At 65.5% G+C, this 17,104-nt stretch carries 15 protein-coding genes; 4 read left to right on the top strand and 11 right to left on the bottom strand.

Annotated features, from left to right (window positions below):
- Positions 1-8: 8 nt before the first annotated feature.
- The 3 genes from xrtE to AC2FNA_RS10670 form a co-directional block, all read right to left on the bottom strand.
- On the bottom strand, positions 9-1,592 hold the full coding sequence (gene xrtE, locus AC2FNA_RS10660; RefSeq protein WP_496826323.1) for an exosortase E/protease, VPEID-CTERM system: 1,584 nt from the start codon (positions 1,590-1,592) through the stop codon (positions 9-11).
- Between the two features lie 109 nt (positions 1,593-1,701).
- The gene (locus tag AC2FNA_RS10665) at positions 1,702-3,528 is read right to left on the bottom strand and encodes an ABCB family ABC transporter ATP-binding protein/permease (RefSeq protein WP_496826325.1); all 1,827 of its coding nucleotides are present in this window, start codon (positions 3,526-3,528) and stop codon (positions 1,702-1,704) included.
- Between the two features lie 71 nt (positions 3,529-3,599).
- Positions 3,600-5,351 (bottom strand): LysM peptidoglycan-binding domain-containing protein, encoded by a 1,752-nt coding sequence (locus AC2FNA_RS10670; RefSeq protein WP_496826327.1) that lies wholly within the window; start codon positions 5,349-5,351, stop codon positions 3,600-3,602.
- Positions 5,352-5,477: 126 nt separating this feature from the next.
- Here AC2FNA_RS10670 and AC2FNA_RS10675 point away from each other — a divergent pair, with 126 nt between their 5' ends.
- The gene (locus tag AC2FNA_RS10675; protein WP_496826329.1) at positions 5,478-6,029 is read left to right on the top strand and encodes an LOG family protein; all 552 of its coding nucleotides are present in this window, start codon (positions 5,478-5,480) and stop codon (positions 6,027-6,029) included.
- Here the strand turns inward: AC2FNA_RS10675 and rarD are convergent.
- From rarD to AC2FNA_RS10690, 3 genes are all read right to left on the bottom strand, one after another.
- Positions 5,966-6,886, bottom strand: coding sequence for an EamA family transporter RarD (gene rarD / locus AC2FNA_RS10680; RefSeq protein WP_496826331.1), 921 nt, complete (start codon positions 6,884-6,886; stop codon positions 5,966-5,968). The genes AC2FNA_RS10675 and rarD overlap by 64 nt on opposite strands.
- A gap of 121 nt (positions 6,887-7,007) precedes the next feature.
- Positions 7,008-7,778, bottom strand: coding sequence for an enoyl-CoA hydratase-related protein (locus AC2FNA_RS10685; RefSeq protein ID WP_496826333.1), 771 nt, complete (start codon positions 7,776-7,778; stop codon positions 7,008-7,010).
- A 181-nt stretch (positions 7,779-7,959) separates the two neighbouring features.
- On the bottom strand, positions 7,960-8,559 hold the full coding sequence (locus AC2FNA_RS10690) for a superoxide dismutase (RefSeq protein WP_496826335.1): 600 nt from the start codon (positions 8,557-8,559) through the stop codon (positions 7,960-7,962).
- A 101-nt stretch (positions 8,560-8,660) separates the two neighbouring features.
- Between AC2FNA_RS10690 and AC2FNA_RS10695 the strand changes: the two genes are divergently transcribed.
- Complete coding sequence (locus AC2FNA_RS10695; protein WP_496826337.1) at positions 8,661-9,413, top strand: FkbM family methyltransferase; 753 nt, start codon at positions 8,661-8,663, stop codon at positions 9,411-9,413.
- A 188-nt stretch (positions 9,414-9,601) separates the two neighbouring features.
- Here AC2FNA_RS10695 and AC2FNA_RS10700 read toward each other — a convergent pair whose 3' ends face one another.
- The 5 genes from AC2FNA_RS10700 to AC2FNA_RS10720 all read right to left on the bottom strand — a co-directional run bounded on the left by AC2FNA_RS10700 (position 9,602) and on the right by AC2FNA_RS10720 (position 15,226).
- Complete coding sequence (locus tag AC2FNA_RS10700; RefSeq protein ID WP_496826339.1) at positions 9,602-10,168, bottom strand: sarcosine oxidase subunit gamma; 567 nt, start codon at positions 10,166-10,168, stop codon at positions 9,602-9,604.
- On the bottom strand, positions 10,161-13,193 hold the full coding sequence (locus tag AC2FNA_RS10705; protein WP_496826341.1) for a sarcosine oxidase subunit alpha family protein: 3,033 nt from the start codon (positions 13,191-13,193) through the stop codon (positions 10,161-10,163). Before AC2FNA_RS10705 ends, AC2FNA_RS10700 begins: the two co-directional genes overlap by 8 nt.
- A gap of 45 nt (positions 13,194-13,238) precedes the next feature.
- Positions 13,239-13,568, bottom strand: coding sequence for a sarcosine oxidase subunit delta (locus AC2FNA_RS10710; protein WP_496826343.1), 330 nt, complete (start codon positions 13,566-13,568; stop codon positions 13,239-13,241).
- 4 nt (positions 13,569-13,572) lie between these two features.
- The gene (locus tag AC2FNA_RS10715; protein ID WP_496826345.1) at positions 13,573-13,902 is read right to left on the bottom strand and encodes a TfoX/Sxy family protein; all 330 of its coding nucleotides are present in this window, start codon (positions 13,900-13,902) and stop codon (positions 13,573-13,575) included.
- A 79-nt stretch (positions 13,903-13,981) separates the two neighbouring features.
- On the bottom strand, positions 13,982-15,226 hold the full coding sequence (locus tag AC2FNA_RS10720; protein ID WP_030003226.1) for a sarcosine oxidase subunit beta family protein: 1,245 nt from the start codon (positions 15,224-15,226) through the stop codon (positions 13,982-13,984).
- A 177-nt stretch (positions 15,227-15,403) separates the two neighbouring features.
- On the opposite strand from AC2FNA_RS10720, the gene ccmI reads away from it, so the two are divergent.
- Both ccmI and ruvX read left to right on the top strand, forming a co-directional pair.
- Entirely contained in the window at positions 15,404-16,639 is a 1,236-nt protein-coding gene (gene ccmI, locus AC2FNA_RS10725) for a c-type cytochrome biogenesis protein CcmI (RefSeq protein WP_496826347.1), read from the top strand.
- Positions 16,636-17,100: a Holliday junction resolvase RuvX gene (gene ruvX / locus AC2FNA_RS10730; RefSeq protein WP_496826349.1), complete on the top strand. Its 465-nt coding sequence runs from the start codon at positions 16,636-16,638 to the stop codon at positions 17,098-17,100. The genes ccmI and ruvX overlap by 4 nt, the downstream gene beginning before the upstream one ends.
- Positions 17,101-17,104: the final 4 nt, after the last annotated feature.

Here is a 17,104-nt window from a genome sequence, read left to right on the forward strand (position 1 = left end):
CCTGCGCGTCAGATCAGGGTCCAGTCACCGGTGAGCAGCGCGGTCAGCGCGACCAGCCCGTTGGCCACCGCATGCGCCAGGACAGCGTCACCCAGACGCCCCCGGCGCAGCGCGACCAAGGCAAAGACGAGGCCGGCCAGACCGGCCTCGATCACGCGCCCATGAAGAAGCGCAAAGGCAAGGCTGGTCACAGCGACTGACAGGGCCGTCTGCCAGGCCGCAGAGCCAGACAACAGTCGCAGCAGGTAGCCCCGGAAAAACCCCTCCTCGATCATCGGCACCAATAGCGTCGTGCCCAGTATTCGGCAGAGGATCCATCCTGCCAGCGCCGCTCCGGTCAGTTCTGACAGCCCCGCGGGCGCGGCGCCGCCACGAGAGAACAGGATCCAGCCCGCCCCCACCACGAGACCGGCCATCAGGGCCACCGGGTCCAGGCGCCAGTCAAGCGCCAGCAGCGGCTTGCGAAACATCCACAACGCCGCCGCCATCAACCCCGCCTGAAGGGGATACCCCAGAGCGGGGGATTGCCACAGGCTTTGCACCAGCAGGCCCGACAGCATGAACACGATGAAGGGCACGATCAATGCCGCATTCAGGTCCTCGCGAAGGGGCTCGGGCGCCCCGGTTCCGCGCGACGTGACCACGGCCCGGTGCAGCGAGGGTCGCGCCTGCACCACCCAGATCACACCCAGCGCCAAGAGGGTAAAGAACAGCCAGCCCGCAAAGCTGTGAAATCCGTTCACCGCCAGTTCCGGCGACAGCCGCGCCCCGATCGCGATCAGGGCCGCTATGCGGAATATATTGAACACCCAGCTGACCAGCAGCGCCAGCGGGAACACGATCAGCCAGAACCGGCCCAGCCGCAGCGTGTCACGCATCAGCACCGAATAGATGACAAAGAACCCGGCAGTCAGGGCAAAACCCTCGATCCCCGAGCAGGTACCAGCCATCTCGACAAAGAAGCCCTCGGTGCCGATGGTGGCCGTCTCGGGGCTGAGCACCACGTGAAAACCCAGCGCCGCCAGCACCACCGCCACCCCGTAGAAGGTGGTCAGGATCAGGCCATGAAACGCCCACCAGAGCGGCGCAAGCGCATCGGCCAGATCGGGGATCAGCAGTGCCACCAGCACCACCAGCGCCAGCCCGGCGCCACCCTCGCGCAGCAGGCCCGGCAGGTCGCGGCGCGGTAGCAGCAGGAACAGGGCACCGATCGCGGCCAGGACCGCCCCCGCCAGCAATGTGGCCAGGTGTGCCTGGAAATCGGCGTTCAGACTGGCCGGATCCGCCCTGAGCCAGGGCACGAAGATCAGGCCCAACCCGATCAGATGCACTGCCCACCAGCGCCGCGCCTCGGCATCGGGATTGTCTGCGGCGGCAACCAACCGGCGCCGCAGATGCGGCCGGAACCAGATGAACAGACCCAGACCAATCCCGACACACAGGATGCGGATGGTCGCACCGCGCAAGGCCCGGCAAGCGGTTTCGCTATCGGTAAGGCTGCATTCAACCGACGAAAACACCTGAAAGACCAAGATGATGGCCAGCATCTCCAGGGCAAATAAGACGGTCAGTTTCTGAAACTGGTGCCGCAACACCGCGTTGATCCTCGTAACGCGCCCGCAACCCACGGGCGCTTTTCAGCTATCGCGCGAAAAGGGCATGACTGTGAAGGGTAAATGACGGTTCCAAGGCGCGCGCGTATCAGGCCGCCTCGTCCTCGCCCGCCTGCTGGCGCGTCCAGAGCTGGGCATAGCGCCCACCGCGCGACAAGAGCGTATCATGGGTACCCTGCTCGACGATCTCGCCCTTTTCCAGCACCACAATCTTGTCGGCCTCGGCAATGGTGCTGAGGCGATGGGCGATGGTGATCACCGTGCGCCCCTCGCCCGCAAGGGCCAATGCCTCTTTGATCTCCTGCTCGGTCTCGGTGTCCAGCGCGCTGGTCGCCTCATCCAGCAGTAGGATCGGGGGGTTCTTGAGCAAGGTACGCGCGATGCCCACCCGCTGCTTCTCGCCACCCGACAGTTTCAGTCCGCGCTCGCCCACCTTGGTGTCATAGCCTTCGGGCAGCGAGGCGATGAAATCGTGGATCTGGGCCGCGCGCGCCACCGCCTCGACATCGGCCTGCGTTGCGTTCTCGCGACCATAGGCGATGTTGTAACGGATCGTGTCGTTGAACAGCACGGTATCCTGCGGCACCACGCCGATGGCGTCATGCAGGCTGGTCTGCGTAACATCCCGTATGTCCTGCCCGTCGATACAGAGCGCACCGCCGGTCACGTCATAGAACCGGAACAAGAGCCGCCCGATGGTCGACTTGCCCGAGCCGGTGGCGCCCACGATGGCCACGGTCTGCCCCGCAGGCACGCTGAGCGTCACACCCTTGAGGATCTCGCGATCCGCCTCATAGCCAAAGCGCACATCCGTCAAGGTGATCTCGCCGCCGCTGACCTTGAGCGGCGCGGCATCTGCCTTGTCACTCACCTCGGCGGGCTGTTCCAGCAGATCGAACATCTCGCCCATATCGACCAGCGCCTGCCGGATCTCGCGATAGACAGTGCCCAGAAAGTTGAGCGGAACGGTGATCTGGATCATATAGGCGTTGACCATGACGAAATCGCCCACGGTCAGTTGCCCCGCCTGTACACCCAGCGCCGCCAGCACCATGACCCCGATCAGGCCGCAGGTGATCAGCAAAGATTGGCCAAAGTTGAGAAACGCCAATGAATACGAGGTCTTGAGCGCCGCGCGCGCATAGGCCTGCATCGACTGGTCATAGCGGTTCGCCTCGCGTTCCTCGGCGCCGAAATACTTGACCGTCTCGAAATTCAGCAGGCTGTCGATGGCGCGCTGATTGGCCTCGGTATCCTGGTCGTTCATCTCGCGGCGCAGTTTCACCCGCCATTCGGTCACCGCGAAGGTGAACCAGATATAAAGCGCGATGGTCCCCACCACCACGACCAGATACCAGACATCGAACAGGTACATCAGGATCGCCGCCACCAGAACCAGTTCCAGGATCAGCGGCCCGATGGAAAACAGCATGAAGCGCAAGAGGAATTCGACCCCCTTGACCCCGCGCTCGATGATACGGCTCAGCCCGCCGGTCTTGCGGGTGATGTGATAGCGCATCGACAGGCGGTGGATATGGCGAAAGGTCTCCAGCGCCAGCGCCCGCAGCGCCCTTTGCCCAACCGGCGCGAACAGCACGTCCCGCAGCTGCTGGAACCCCACTGTCATCATCCGTGCCACGCCATAGGCCACGGTCAACCCGACCGCGCCCAGCGCCAAGGGCGGCACGCCCTCTCCCGCCAGCGCGTCGACCGCGCCCTTGTAGAGGATGGGGGTATATACCGCGATCAGCTTGGCCAGCACCAGCATCGCCATGGCCGCCAGTACCCGGCGTTTCACCCATCCCTCGCCCTCGGGCCAGAGATAGGGCGCCACCCGGCGCAGGGTGCGCAGGCCCGAGCGGCGCTCGGCGGATGCTGTCTGATCCGCCGGGGCGGTGTGTGCCAGTCGTCTCATCACGTACCCTCGTTGCGGTCAGAGCGTCGGTTCGGGGTAACCCCTGGAGCGTGGCGGCACAAGGCTGCCGCTTACTCGGGCACGGTAAAGACCTGGCCGGGATAGATCAGGTCGGGGTCGCGGATCGCATCGCGATTGGCCTCGAACACCTTGACGTAGAGCACCCCGTCGCCATAGCGCTCGCGCGAGATGGCCCAGAGCGTATCGCCTTTCTGTACGGTGACCGCGCGCACCGGCGGCTGCTGGGGCGTGGTGCCCGGTTCCACTGCGGCCTGGGCCGGGCGCAACACCTCGGGCGCCTCGCGCTTGAACGGAGTTTCCAGCCGGCTCAGCACCGCGCCCTGCGCGTCCAGCTCGTCCAGCCGCAGCGTATAGACACCGGGCGCGATATCCACGATCTCGCCGCGCCATTTGCCCAGCGCATCGGCGGTCATGTCGGCCACCGCGCGATTGTCGAAATAGGCCCGGATCAGCGAGCCGACATTGGCGCGGCCCGCAAGGCGCACATTGCCCACATCGTTATAGCCGATCGTATCCAGCGCGACGCGCTGCGGTTCCACGGTCTCGGGCTGTTCGACAGGCTGGACCAGTTCCACCCCGCTCTCATCCGAGCGCAACACCGCCACGCGGGCGGGCGCTTCGGGCGTGACCGCGGGTTGCGGAGCTTCGGTGATCTCCTGCTGTTCCGACTGTTCGGGTGCGGCCACTTGCGCTGTCGCCTCGATGACCGGGCCGGTGCTTTCTTCCGGCTTGGACGCCGGCTGTTCGGGCGCGGGCTGCGATACTTCGGCCGTTTCCACCGGTTCAGGTTGCGGCGCCGGCGCGGAACTTTCGGGCGTCGCCTTCGCAACCACTTCGGCGCCCTCGTCAACGGGATCCGCAGCCGTTTCAGCCTCGGGGATCGCAGCGGCCAGCTGCTCGCTGACGGGCGCGGGTTCGGCGTCACCGGCCACCGGCGCGGTTTCGGCGGTTTCGACAGGTTCCGGAGCGGCGTCGGTTTCAGGCTCCGGTTGCGCCGCCGAGGCGACTGGGGCGGGTTCCGGCTGCGGCACGGGTGCCGCCTTGGTCGTCTCGATCGGCTCCGCGGCCGCTTCCGCGATCTCGGTCGGCTCCCCCGCCTCGACCGGTTCTGGCTGCGGTTCGGGCTTTGCCTCGGCAACCGCGACCGGCTGCGGTTCGGGCAGCGCGGCAAGGATGTAGTCGCCAGACAGCGCCTCTTGCCCATCGCGGGCGGCGCGAAGGGTCAGAACGCGAGCGGCGGCGCTGAACGGCACCGTCAGGAACTCGGCGAATTTGCCGTCGCCGGGCACCTCGAAATCATGCAGAGCCGCACCGTCCAGCAACACCGCGATTCGCGCCCCGGCGGGGGCACTGCCCGAGAGCAGCGCGGTGCCGTCGGGCTCGACAAAGATCTGGTCCAGCACCGGCGCGCCAAGCGCGGGGGGCAGTTCGGCGGTTTCGGCCGGTGCGGCAGCGGGCGCTTCGGGCACGGCTTCGCTGGCTGCTTCGGCGGCAGCCTCCGGTTCCGGCGTGGCGGCCTCGGCTGTGGCCTCGGGCTCGGAAGCGGGAGCGGCTGCGGCCTCGGGCGCGGGATCGCGTTTGGCTTCACCCGTAGGCTCGACCACTGCAACCGCAGGGTTTTCCTCTTTTTCCTCAGAAACTTGCGGAACATTGGCCACAACGGGAACCGGCGCTGCCGGATCCTGCCTGCCGCCGATCACGCCTCCGAAATAGAGCCCGGCCACCCCGGCCACCAGAACGCCTCCCGCAACGACCGCCCAGCCAAAAGCGCCAAGCCCCCCGGTTCCGGTTTCTCCTGCCATGTCCGTCCTTCCCCATTCACGGACAAGGCACTTGGCCTGATCCGTCCCATCACGGTTGAGCCGCCCCGCCGTTCCCGATATCAGAGCCCCATCTCTCTGCTCTCGATGACCCCGGAAAGGCCGCCCATGACCGTCAAATCCGTTTGTATCTATTGCGGATCGCGCGCCGGAGCAATGCCCGCCTATGCCGAGGCGGCCCGCCGGATGGGTGCCTTGCTGGCCGAGGCTGGCTGGCGGCTGGTCTATGGCGCCGGCGATGTGGGCCTGATGGGAGAGGTCGCGCGCGCCGCCCAGGCCGCCGGCGGCGAGACCTTTGGCGTGATCCCCGTGCACCTGCTGCGGCGCGAGGTCGGCAAGACCGACCTGAGCACCTTTGTCGTGACCGAGACCATGCATGAACGCAAGAAGGTGATGATCATGAACGCTGACGCGGTTGTGGTCCTTCCCGGCGGCCCCGGATCCCTCGATGAACTCTTCGAGGCGCTCACCTGGCGGCAGCTCGGCCTGCATGACAAACCGATCCTGGTGATGAATGTGGACGGCTACTGGGACCCGCTGCGCAGCCTGATCGACCGCACGGTGGATCAGGGTTTTGCCGATGCCTCGCTGGCGGATTACCTGACTTGGGTCGACAGGCCCGAAACCGCCATGGCGGCCCTGCGCGCCGCCCTGTCCTGACGGACCAGCGACAGCGAGAACACCGCCACCGCCCCCAAGATCAACGCAAAGGCGATGCCGTGCCAGCGGGTGAAGGGCTCGCCAAAGATCACCACCGCGCACATGAATTGCAGGGTCGGGTTGATATATTGCAGCACGCCCACGGTCGACAGCGGCACCCGCCGTGCAGCATAGCTGAACAGGATCAGCGGGATCGCCGTCAGCGGCCCCGACCCGATCAACAGGAGAGAAGTGGTCAGATCGCCGCCAAACGCCCCCTGCCCGCGCAGATGAAACCAGGCCAGCACCGACAGGAACAATGGCATCATGATCACGATCTCGGCCGTGACCGAGATCACCGGCCCCAGCGGCAGGAACTTCTTGACCGCGCCATAGAGCGCAAAGCTGCATGACAGGATCAGCGCCACCCAGGGTGCTACGCCCAGCCCCCAGGTCAGCAGGGCAACCGCCAGCGCCGCCAGCACCACCGCCAGCCATTGTCCGCCGCTCAGCCGCTCGGCAAACCAGAACCGTCCGATCAGCACCGCGATCAGCGGAAAGATGTAATAGCCCATCGAGGCCTCGGTAGCATGGCCAAGCTGGATCGACAGGATAAAGACGAACCAGTTGAGCGAGATCATCACCGCCGCCAGCGCGATCAGCGCGGTCTGGCGCGGGCCGGCATAGGCGCGGCGCAGCTCTCCCAGTCGCCCCTGCATCGCCAGATAGACACCGAACAGCAGGACGGACCAGAACGTGCGGTGGGACAGCACCTCGGGCGGGGGCACATGCGCGAGCAACTTGTAGTAGAGCGGCGAGAGACCCCAGACCAGACAGGTCCCGATCATCGCCAGAATACCGCGCCCGCGCTCGTCCATACCCTGCCCTCGCCCGTTGCCGGGCGGGAATGCCCCTACCCGTTGCCGGGCGGCAATACCCCTGCCCGTTACCGCGCGGTGATGCCCCGCGCGGCACCGCTTGGCAAGCGCGAGTTGTCGCTCACTCGGTCCAGTCCTGATGGCGACGACCCGGATCCATGAAATGCTCGATCATCACCGGGGTCGCCAGTGCATAGGCATCCTCGAGCGGCAGGTCCAGATGCCGGTCGAGCGTCACGATCCCGCGTCGAAGCGGACCCTGATTGCACGCGGCCAGGTCACGGGCCAGCGCACCCACATGCGCCGCCAGCGTCTCGTCGGGCAGGATGCGGTTGATCAGCCCCGCCGCCAGTGCCCAGTCGGCGCCATAAGTGGCGCTGGTCATCGCCATTTCCCTGACTGCGCGCGGCCCGATCAGACGCGACACAGCCACAGCGGGCGTGGTGCAAAACCCGCCATTCTTCACCCCCGGCAGACAGAATCGCGCGGCAGGAGAGGCATAGGCCAGATCACAGGAGGCCATCAGTTGCAGGCCGGCGGCGGTGGCAATCCCCTCGACCATGGCGATGGTCGGCTTGGGGCAGCGCGCGAGGTCCAGCATCATCGCAGCGCAGGCCGCGAAAAGCTCGCTGACAAACGCCTTCCCCTCGTCGGCGTCGGCCCGGTGGCGCGCAATCTCCTTGAGGTCATGCCCGGCGCAGAAGATGCGCCCCGGCCCTTGGATCACCAGCACATGCACCCGGTCATCGGCCATCGCTCGCGACAGCGCGTCGTGCAGCGCCGCGATCATCGCCCGCGACAGCGGATGCGCGGGCGCCCGGCCCAGGGTCAGGGTCAGCACAGCCTCGCTCAGTTCCTCGCCCACCAGCGGTTCCTGGGACATGTCTGTCATGCGCTCGTCCTCCCGGCGGCAGAATGCCCTCTGCCACCCCGCCTGGCCAGCCCCTTCATTTCGCCAAAAATACTCCGGGGGAGTCGCCTTCAGGCGGCGGGGGCAGCGCCCCCTCCTCTGCCAAACAAAAACCCGGCCCCCGAAACGGGGACCGGGCCGAATTCCTGCCAGCCTGCGGCGCTTACATGCGCGAGGCGACGTTTTCCCAGTTCACCAGATTGTCGAGGAAGTTCGACAGATAGGCCGGACGCTTGTTGCGGAAATCGATGTAATAGCTGTGCTCCCACACGTCGCAGCCCAGCAGCGCGGTCTGACCAAAGCAGAGCGGGTTCACACCGTTCTCGGTCTTGGTCACCGCCAGCGAGCCGTCGGCATTCTTGACCAGCCAGCACCAGCCAGAACCGAACTGACCGGCGCCCGCGGCGGAAAACTGCGACTTGAACTCGTCGACCGAGCCAAAGCTCTCGGCAATCGCCTTTTCCAGCTCGCCCGGCATCTTGCTTTCGCCCGGGCCCATCATCTCCCAGAACTGGTTGTGGTTCCACAGCTGGCTGATGTTGTTGAAGATGCCGTTCTGCGCCACGGCGGTCTTGTTGTAGGTGCCGATGATGATCTCTTCCATCGACTTCGATTCCCACTCGGTCCCGGCAATCAGCTTGTTGCCGTTGTCGACATAGGCCTTGTGGTGCAGGTCGTGGTGATATTCCAGCGTCTCGGCGCTCATGCCCTTGGAAGCCAGCGCATCATGTGCATAAGGAAGGTCGGGAAGTTCAAAAGCCATCTTGGCCCCCTGTTGAAATTTCTGTTGCGGTCCCATGGTTACATGCTTCCCGGGCGGGCAGAGGTCAAGGGCCGAGACGGCAAAAGCGGGGTATGGGGCACATGTTCACCGGATTGCGCAAGATGGCCTATCGGGCGCGCGGCTATTACGAGGGCGCGTTGAATGGCGAGCCCTTCCGGCTCGACCCCTATCATTCCAAGTTCTGGCGCAAGGCCACGGCCGGCGGATGGGAGCCCGAGACATTCGCCGTGCTCGACCAACACCTGTCGCCCGATCGCGACTATGTCGATATTGGTGCCTGGATCGGGCCGACCGTACTTTATGCCGCGCGCCGGGCGCGCCATGTCTGGTGTTTCGAACCCGATCCGGTGGCGCTGCGCCATCTGTTGTGGAACCTGGAGCTGAACGACATCCGCAATGTATCGGTCTTTGGCGTGGCGCTGTCGGACGGGTTCGGGCTGGCGCGCATGGCCTCGTTCGGGGGCGAGGCTGGGGATTCGATGACCTCGCTGCTGGCATCTGGGGCGCATGGCACCGAGGCGCTGACCATCGGCTGGGACCAGTTCGCGCAAACGGTCGACCTGTCGGGCGTCTCCTTGGTCAAGATGGATGTAGAGGGGGCCGAATTCGGCGTCGTGCCTACACTGACAGACTGGCTGCGCGCCCATCGTCCGGCCTTTTACCTGTCGACCCACGCACCGTTTCTGGAAGAAACGAAGCGCGCACCCGCAATGGCAGAGCTGGCGCGAGATCTGGCATTCTATTCCGATGCCACCGACGAGACCGGCGCCCGCGCCGACCTGACCACAGCCGAGGCACAAACCCGCTTTCGTAGTTTTCTGTTCAGCGGCTGAACGGGTGGATCAGACGCCGCTTGGGAGCTTCGATCACTCAACGGATCGTACAGAACACGCCGTCGCGCCAGATATCGCTGACGCAAATCCTCTCCTTTCCCGGCTAATGATCGCTCCGCAACAATAAAAGCCCGGCCCCCATCAGGGGCCGGGCAATTCAATCGCTGGCGATAAAGCCGCCGAAGTGCTCAGAACACGCCGACAGCGCTTCCCGGTTGTGCGGCCACTTTCAGCAGCTTGAATACGTAATCGGCGACCGAACGGAAGCAGATGATACAGAAGCTGCCATCCTCCTCCATCCAGAAGGCACCGGCCACCTGGGCCAGCCGCGAGCGGCGAAAATCGCCGGGGCCGAACGCGCCCGGGGCGAAATCGACCGGGGCGAGCTTGGCCATCACCTCGCGCGCATGTGCGCCCGAGACACGGAACATGGCGCGGGCGTCCGACACGTCCACCGCCAGGCTGTGGGCATCGCCCAGCGCCTTGGTCATGGCGGCCAGCTTTTCGCCCACCTCAGCATGGGGCACCAGCACCAACAGCTCGTCCGGCGACATCCAGCAGAGCCCGGTTTGACCCGCCACGTTGGCGCGGCGCTGGCCGGGCATGTCCTGCCCGGTGGCGCCGGTAGCCGCTGCGATGACCGGTTTCGAAGTCAGATCGCCCCGCAGGGTGATCATGCCTTGCAAGCCACATTCCTCGACCCGCACGATGCCGTCATAGGCGGCACCCATCAATGCGCTGACAGGTTTAGACATTCTGTTTCGCCCCTTCCTTGTCATAGAAAACCGGGTCGACGATCTTGGCCTTGTAGGTCTTGCCGTCGGTGCCGGGGAATTCGACGATCTCGCCCATCCGGTCCGGCCCGTGCTGGATCAGGCCCATGGCGATGCCACGGCCCAGGTTGGCCGAGTAATAGGTCGAAGTGACCCGCCCGATCATGTTACGCTGACCATTGGCATTGACGCCCTCACCCACCGCATAGGCGCCATCGGGCAGAACCGAGCCATCGACCGTTTCCAGACCCACCAGTTTCCAGCGGTCGCGGTCGGCCATGTGGCTGCGTTCCTGCGCGCGCTTGCCCAGGTAGTCGTCCTTTTTCTTGGACAGAGCCCAGTGCAGCCCCAGATCCTGCGGGATCACGGTGCCGTCGGTCTCGTCCCCGATCATGATGAAGCCCTTTTCGGCACGCAGGATGTGCAGGGTCTCGGTGCCATAAGGCATGACGCCGAATTCCTTGCCCGCATCCACCAGCGCCTCCCAGAAGGCCAGGCCCTGGCTTGCCGGGACCGCGATCTCATAGCTCAACTCGCCCGAGAACGAGATGCGATAGGCCCGCGCGTCGAAATCACCGATCCGCCCGTCGCGCCATTCCATGAAGGGCAGCGCCTCGGCCGACAGGTCCATGCCGCCGCCCGCCTTGGCGTTCAGCTTTTCCAGCACCTTGCGGGCATTGGGGCCGACCACGGCGATCTGCGCATATTGCTCGGTCACGTTGGCGACATAGACTTTCCAGTCCCACCATTCGGTCTGCAGCCATTCCTCCATGTGCCCATGGATACGCTCGGCGCCGCCGGTGGTGGTGTGGCACAGGAACGTATCTTCGTCGATCCGCGCGACCACGCCATCGTCGATGAGGAAACCGTTTTCCGAACACATCAGGCCATAGCGGCATTTGCCCGGTTTCAGCGTGCTCATCATGTTGGTGTAGAGCATGTCGAGGAACTTGCCCGCGTCCGGCCCCTTGACGATCAGCTTGCCCAGCGTCGAGGCATCGAGCAGGCCGAGGTTCTCGCGGGTGTTCTTGACCTCGCGATTGACCGCGTCATGCACGCTTTCGCCCGGACGGACATAGGCAAAGGGACGGCGCCACTGGCCGACCGGTTCCCAGTCGGCGCCATTGGCATTGCTCCAGTCATAGATCGGCGTCTTGCGCACCGGCTGGAACACCTCGCCCCGCGCCTCGCCGCCGATGGCGCCCATCGAGATCGGCGTATAGGGCGGGCGGAAGGTGGTGGTGCCGACCTGCGGGATATCTGAATTCAACGCATCAGCAAGGATAGCCAAGCCGTTGATATTGCTCAACTTACCCTGATCCGTTGCCATGCCCAGCGTGGTATAGCGCTTGGTATGCTCGACGCTTTCATAGCCCTCGCGCGCCGCCAGCTGCACGTCCGAAACCTTGACGTCGTTCTGGAAGTCGAGCCAGGATTTCATCCGCAGCTGGATTTCTGCATTGGCGGGCATCAGCCAGACCGCCTCCATTGCGTTCTCACCCGTGGCCGCGCCCTCGGGCGCCTTGGTGCGCTTGGGGGTAAAGCCGGCGGCTTTGGCCGCGGCCTTGCCTGCGGCATCGGCATCTGCCATCACCTGATCCAGCGCCAGCGGTCCGTTGGCGGAACCGGCGGCAACCACATAGCCCTTGCCATCCGCACCCAGCGGCGGGCGATCGGGATCGGGGCGGAAATGCGCATTGGCGCGGTCCCAGATCAACTTGCCGCCGCAATGGGACCACATATGCACCACCGGCGACCACCCGCCCGACATCGCGACCGCATCGGCCTCGACCTCTTCACGCGCGCCGCCGACACCGTCCTGGTTACAGATCGAGACCTTCTTGACCCGCTTTCCGCCCTTGACCTTGGCAATCGCCTTGCCGGGATCGACCCGGATGCCCAGCGCGCGCGCTTCGTCGGCCAACGCACCGCCGCCCTCCTTGCGGGCGTCGAGAATGCGCAGCACATCGACTCCGGCCTGTTTCAGAATGATCGCGGTGCGATAAGCATCGTCATTGTTGGTGGCAACCAACACGCGCTGGCCCGGGGTCACGCCCCAGTTCACCACATAGTCGCGCATCGCGCCCGCCAGCATCACGCCGGGCACATCGTTGCCGGCAAAGGACAGCGGGCGTTCGATGGCGCCGGTGGCGCTGACGATCTGCTTGGCGCGGATCCGCCACAACCGGTGGCGCGGCCCGGGCACGCCGGGGGTATGGTCGGCCACCCGCTCGTATCCCAGCGCATAGCCATGGTCATAGACACCGGCGCCCATGGTACGGGCGCGCAGGGTGACATTCTCCATCGCTTCCAGCTCGGCCACGGTGCGGCTCACCCATTCGTCGGGCGACAAGCCGTCGATGGTGCCGCCATCGACCGGCGCGCGGCCACCCCAATGGGCGGTCTGTTCGATCAGCAGCACCCGCGCGCCCGAGCTTGCTGCCACCTTGGCCGCCTGCAACCCGGCCACGCCGCCGCCGATCACCAGGATATCGGTATGGACATGGAAATGCTCATAGGTATCGGCATCCACCAGCTCCTTGTCGGGCGCCTTGCCCAGACCGGCCGAGCGGCGGATGATCGGCTCGTAGACATGTTTCCAGAACGGCGCCGGGTGGATGAACATCTTGTAATAGAACCCCGCCGGCAGAAAGCGCGACAGATAGGTGTTCACCGCTCCGATATCGAAATCGAGGTTCGGCCAATGGTTCTGGCTGGCGGCCTTGAGGCCATCGAACAGCTCGGTCGTGGTGGCGCGCTGGTTCGGCTCGAACCGCGTCCCCTCACCCAGACCCACCAGTGCGTTGGGCTCTTCTGCGCCGCTGGCCACCACCCCACGCGGGCGGTGATACTTGAACGAGCGGCCCATCATCATCTGGTCGTTGGCCAGAAGCGCCGAGGCGAGCGTATCGCCCTCGAACCCACGCATGGTGGTGCCATTGAAGGTAAAGGTCACCTGCTTCGAACGGTCGATCAGGCGGCCCTGTTTTGCGAGACGGGTGCTCATCTTACGTGAACCTTTCGCAAGAGAAGAACGGGAAGAAGGTGGACATCAGGAGAATTCCCTCCAGCTCCAGCCGGGGCGGCGGGCCGAGATCGCGTCGCGGATTTCCTGCGGCGGGCCGCTGACCTGCGCCTTGTAGGTGCCGAATACTTCCAGCGTGGCGGTACAGCGGGCGGCATGGAACCACTTACCGCAGCCCGAGGCATGCCGCCAGCGTTCCAGATGCACACCCTTGGGGTTTTCGCGGGTGAACAGATAGCCGTGAAGCTCGTCATCGCTCGAGCCCGGGCCGAAACGCTTCAGATGCGCTTCGCCGCCTGCGGCGAGTTCGGTTTCATCGGCCTCGACCCCGCAATAGGGACAGGTAAGGATCAGCATGTCTTCATCCTTTCGGCGGCAGGCCAGCCGCATGGGCCAGCGAGAATTCGGTCAGTTTCGCGCGGAGCGCGTCGTCTTCAAAGGCGCCGGCGTCCAACTCCACCATTCCGCCCATCGGGCGGCCGGTGAACGAGAGAGGTTGCGCGCCCAGTTCCAGCGCCGCGCCCTCTTGCGCCTTGCCGGGGCGGTACATGGCGCCGTCGCGGGTGACGCCACAGACCATGTTGCCATGCAACAGAAAGCAGAGCCCGCCGAACATCTTCTTTTCGGACAAGCCCGGCTCGACGCCCAGATCGGCGCGCATCGTCTCGGCCAGGGCTTCGGAATAGGCCATCACGCCCCCCTCGCGTCTGCGCGGCGAGCAGAGTTTTCGACGAAAACTCTGCACAAGATTTTTCGGAGAAAAATCTTGGTCAATGCGCCACCCCTGCAGCCACGCTTTCGTCGATGAAGCGGCCTTCCTTGAAGCGGTCCAGCGAGAAGGCCTCGGCCAGCGGCGAATGGCCCGTTGCCATCAGCTGTGCCATGGCCCAGCCCGATCCGGGGATCGCCTTGAACCCGCCGGTGCCCCAGCCGCAGTTGATGAAACAGCCGCCCAGCGGCGTTTTCGAGATGATGGGCGAGCGGTCGCCGGTCATATCCACGATGCCGCCCCATTGGCGCAGCATCTTGAGCCGGCTGATCATCGGGAAGGTCTCTACCAGGGCGCGCACGGTCTCCTCGATATGGTGGAAGCTGCCGCGCTGGGTAAAGTTGTTGAACCCGTCGGTACCGCCGCCGATCACCATCTCGCCCTTGTCTGATTGCGACATGTAGCCATGCACCGTGTTGGCCATCACCACCACGTCCATGCAGGGCTTGATCGGTTCGGACACCAGCGCCTGTAGCGCCAGCGCCTCGACCGGCAGGCGGAAGCCCGCCATCTCGGCCAGCTGGCCGGAATGACCCGCCACCACGACGCCCAGCTTGCCGCAGTCGATCGACCCCTTGGTGGTATCGACACCAACGACCTGCCCGCCCTCGCGGCGCACGCCGGTGACCTCGCATTGCTGGATGATGTCCATGCCCATGGCCGAACAGGCCCGGGCATAGCCCCAGGCCACCGCATCGTGACGCGCGGTGCCGCCCCGCTCTTGCCAGAGCGCGCCCAGCACCGGGTAACGGGGCCCGTGCAGGTTGATGATCGGCACCAGCTGCTTGACGCGCTCGGGGGTGATCCACTCGGTCTTGACCCCTTGCAGCGCATTGGCATGGGCGGTGCGCTTGTAGCCGCGGATCTCGTGCTGGGTCTGGGCCAGCATCATCACGCCGCGCGGGCTGAACATCACGTTATAGTTCAGGTCCTGGCTCATCGTCTCGTAGAGCGAGCGGGCCTTTTCATAGATCGCCGCCGAAGGGTCCTGGAGGTAGTTCGAGCGGATGATGGTCGTGTTGCGACCGGTATTGCCGCCGCCCAGCCAGCCCTTCTCGATCACGGCCACATTCTGGATGCCGTAATTCTTGCCAAGGTAATAGGCGGTGGCAAGCCCGTGCCCACCGGCGCCGACGATGACGACGTCATAGCGCTTCTTCGGTTCGGGCGAGCGCCAGGCGCGCTCCCATCCGGTGTGATAACGCAGCGCTTCGCGCGCAACGGCAAAGGCGGAATAGTGCTTCATGTGCGAATCCGATCCGGTTCGTGACTTGGTGGCAGATATGCCGTGCCCCCCCAGCATAGCCCCGTCCCGGACCGCCGCAATATTGCGAGATTGCGACATGGCACCGCCTCGCGTCCTTTTGCCCCTTTTTTCAGCGCACAGGCAGGTCTAGATGAAGGGCATCAACGCGGAGCGCTCATGACATTCTGGATCCTCGTCACCCTGATGGCCCTGACCGTGGCGGCGCTGCTGGCGCTGTCGATGATGCGCGCGCGCGCTGCTGCGGAACCGGCGGCGGCCTATGACCTGCGTGTCTATCGCGATCAGCTTGCGGGCGTTGACCGCGATCTGGCGCGCGGCGTGATCGACGCCGCTGATGCCGAGCGCATCCGCACCGAAATCTCGCGCCGCATCCTGGCCGCCGATACCCAGATGCGCGCCGAGGCCGAAGGCGGTGAACAGTCCCGCCGCAAGGTCGGGCTGGCGGCGCTGGTGGGCGCGGTGGTGATCGTGGGCGGCACGATGACGCTCTACTCCCGGCTGGGCGCGCCGGGCTATGGCGACCTGCCGCTGCAACTGCGCCTCGACATTGCGCAGGCCAACCGCACCGACCGTCCCGGCCAGACCGAGGCAGAAGCCCGCGTGCCGCCGCAGCCCGCGCTTCAGCTGGAACCTGGCTATGCCGATCTGCTGGAGAAACTGCGCGACACCGTGGCCCAGCGCCCCGACGATATCCAGGGCCATATGTTGTTGGCCCAGCATGAGGCCAATACCGGCAACTTCCAGGCGGCCTATACCGCCAAGGGACGCGTAATCGCCCTGCTTCAGGGCGATGCCAGCCCGCAGGATTACACCGAACAGGCCGAATTGATGATCCGCGCCGCCGGCGGCTATGTCTCGCCCGAGGCCGAGGCCGCGCTGTTCGAGGCGCTGCGGCGTGACCCCGAATACGGGCCCGCGCGTTATTACTGGGGCACCATGCTGGCCCAGATCGGGCGGCCCGACCTGGCCTTCAACACTTGGGCGCGTACATTGCAGACCGCTCCGGCGGGCACTGCCTGGGGCGAGGCGATCCGAGACCAGATCGGCGAACTGGCGATGCGCGCCGGGGTCACCGACTATACCCCGCCCGCCCCGCCAGCCACCACCGCGCTGCCCGGACCCCGGCGAGAGGATATCGAAGCGGCTTCTGAAATGGACGCAGAGACCCGGGCCGAAATGATCCGTGGCATGGTGACCCGCCTGTCGACCCGGCTGGCCACCGAAGGCGGAACGCCGCAGGAATGGGGTCGCCTGATCGGCGCCCTTGCCGTGCTGGGCGAAACCGACCGCGCCCGCGCCATCCTGGACGAAGCGCGTCAGGTCTATGCCGAAAGCGCGGATGCGCTGGTGCTGATCGAGAGCGCCGCGCAAAAGGCGGGGCTGGCCGAATGATCTGCGACACGGTCGAGGAATTCGCCGCCGCCCTGCCCCCGTTCAGCGCGCTGGCCGGGCTTGATCTGGGTGACAAGACCATCGGTGTCGCCGTGTCCGACCGGATGCGCGGCGTGGCCACCCCGCTGGAAACCATCCGCCGCAAGAAGTTCGGGCTGGATGCCAGCGCCCTGCTTGCAATTCTCGAGCAGCGCGAGATCGCAGGGATCGTGCTGGGCCTGCCCCGCAACATGGATGGCAGCGAGGGGCCGCGCTGTCAGTCGACCCGCGCCTTTGCCCGCAACCTGAGCCGCCTGACCGAGGTTCCGATCACCTTCTGGGACGAGCGCCTGAGCACGGTTGCCGCAGAAAAGGCGCTGCTTGAGGCGGATACGACACGAAAGCGTCGCTCAGAGGTGATCGACCATGTGGCGGCGGCCTATATCTTGCAGGGGGCGTTGGATCGCCTGCGCAATCTCTAGGGGG

It is taken from the genome of Ruegeria sp. YKSD163 (assembly GCF_059612905.1).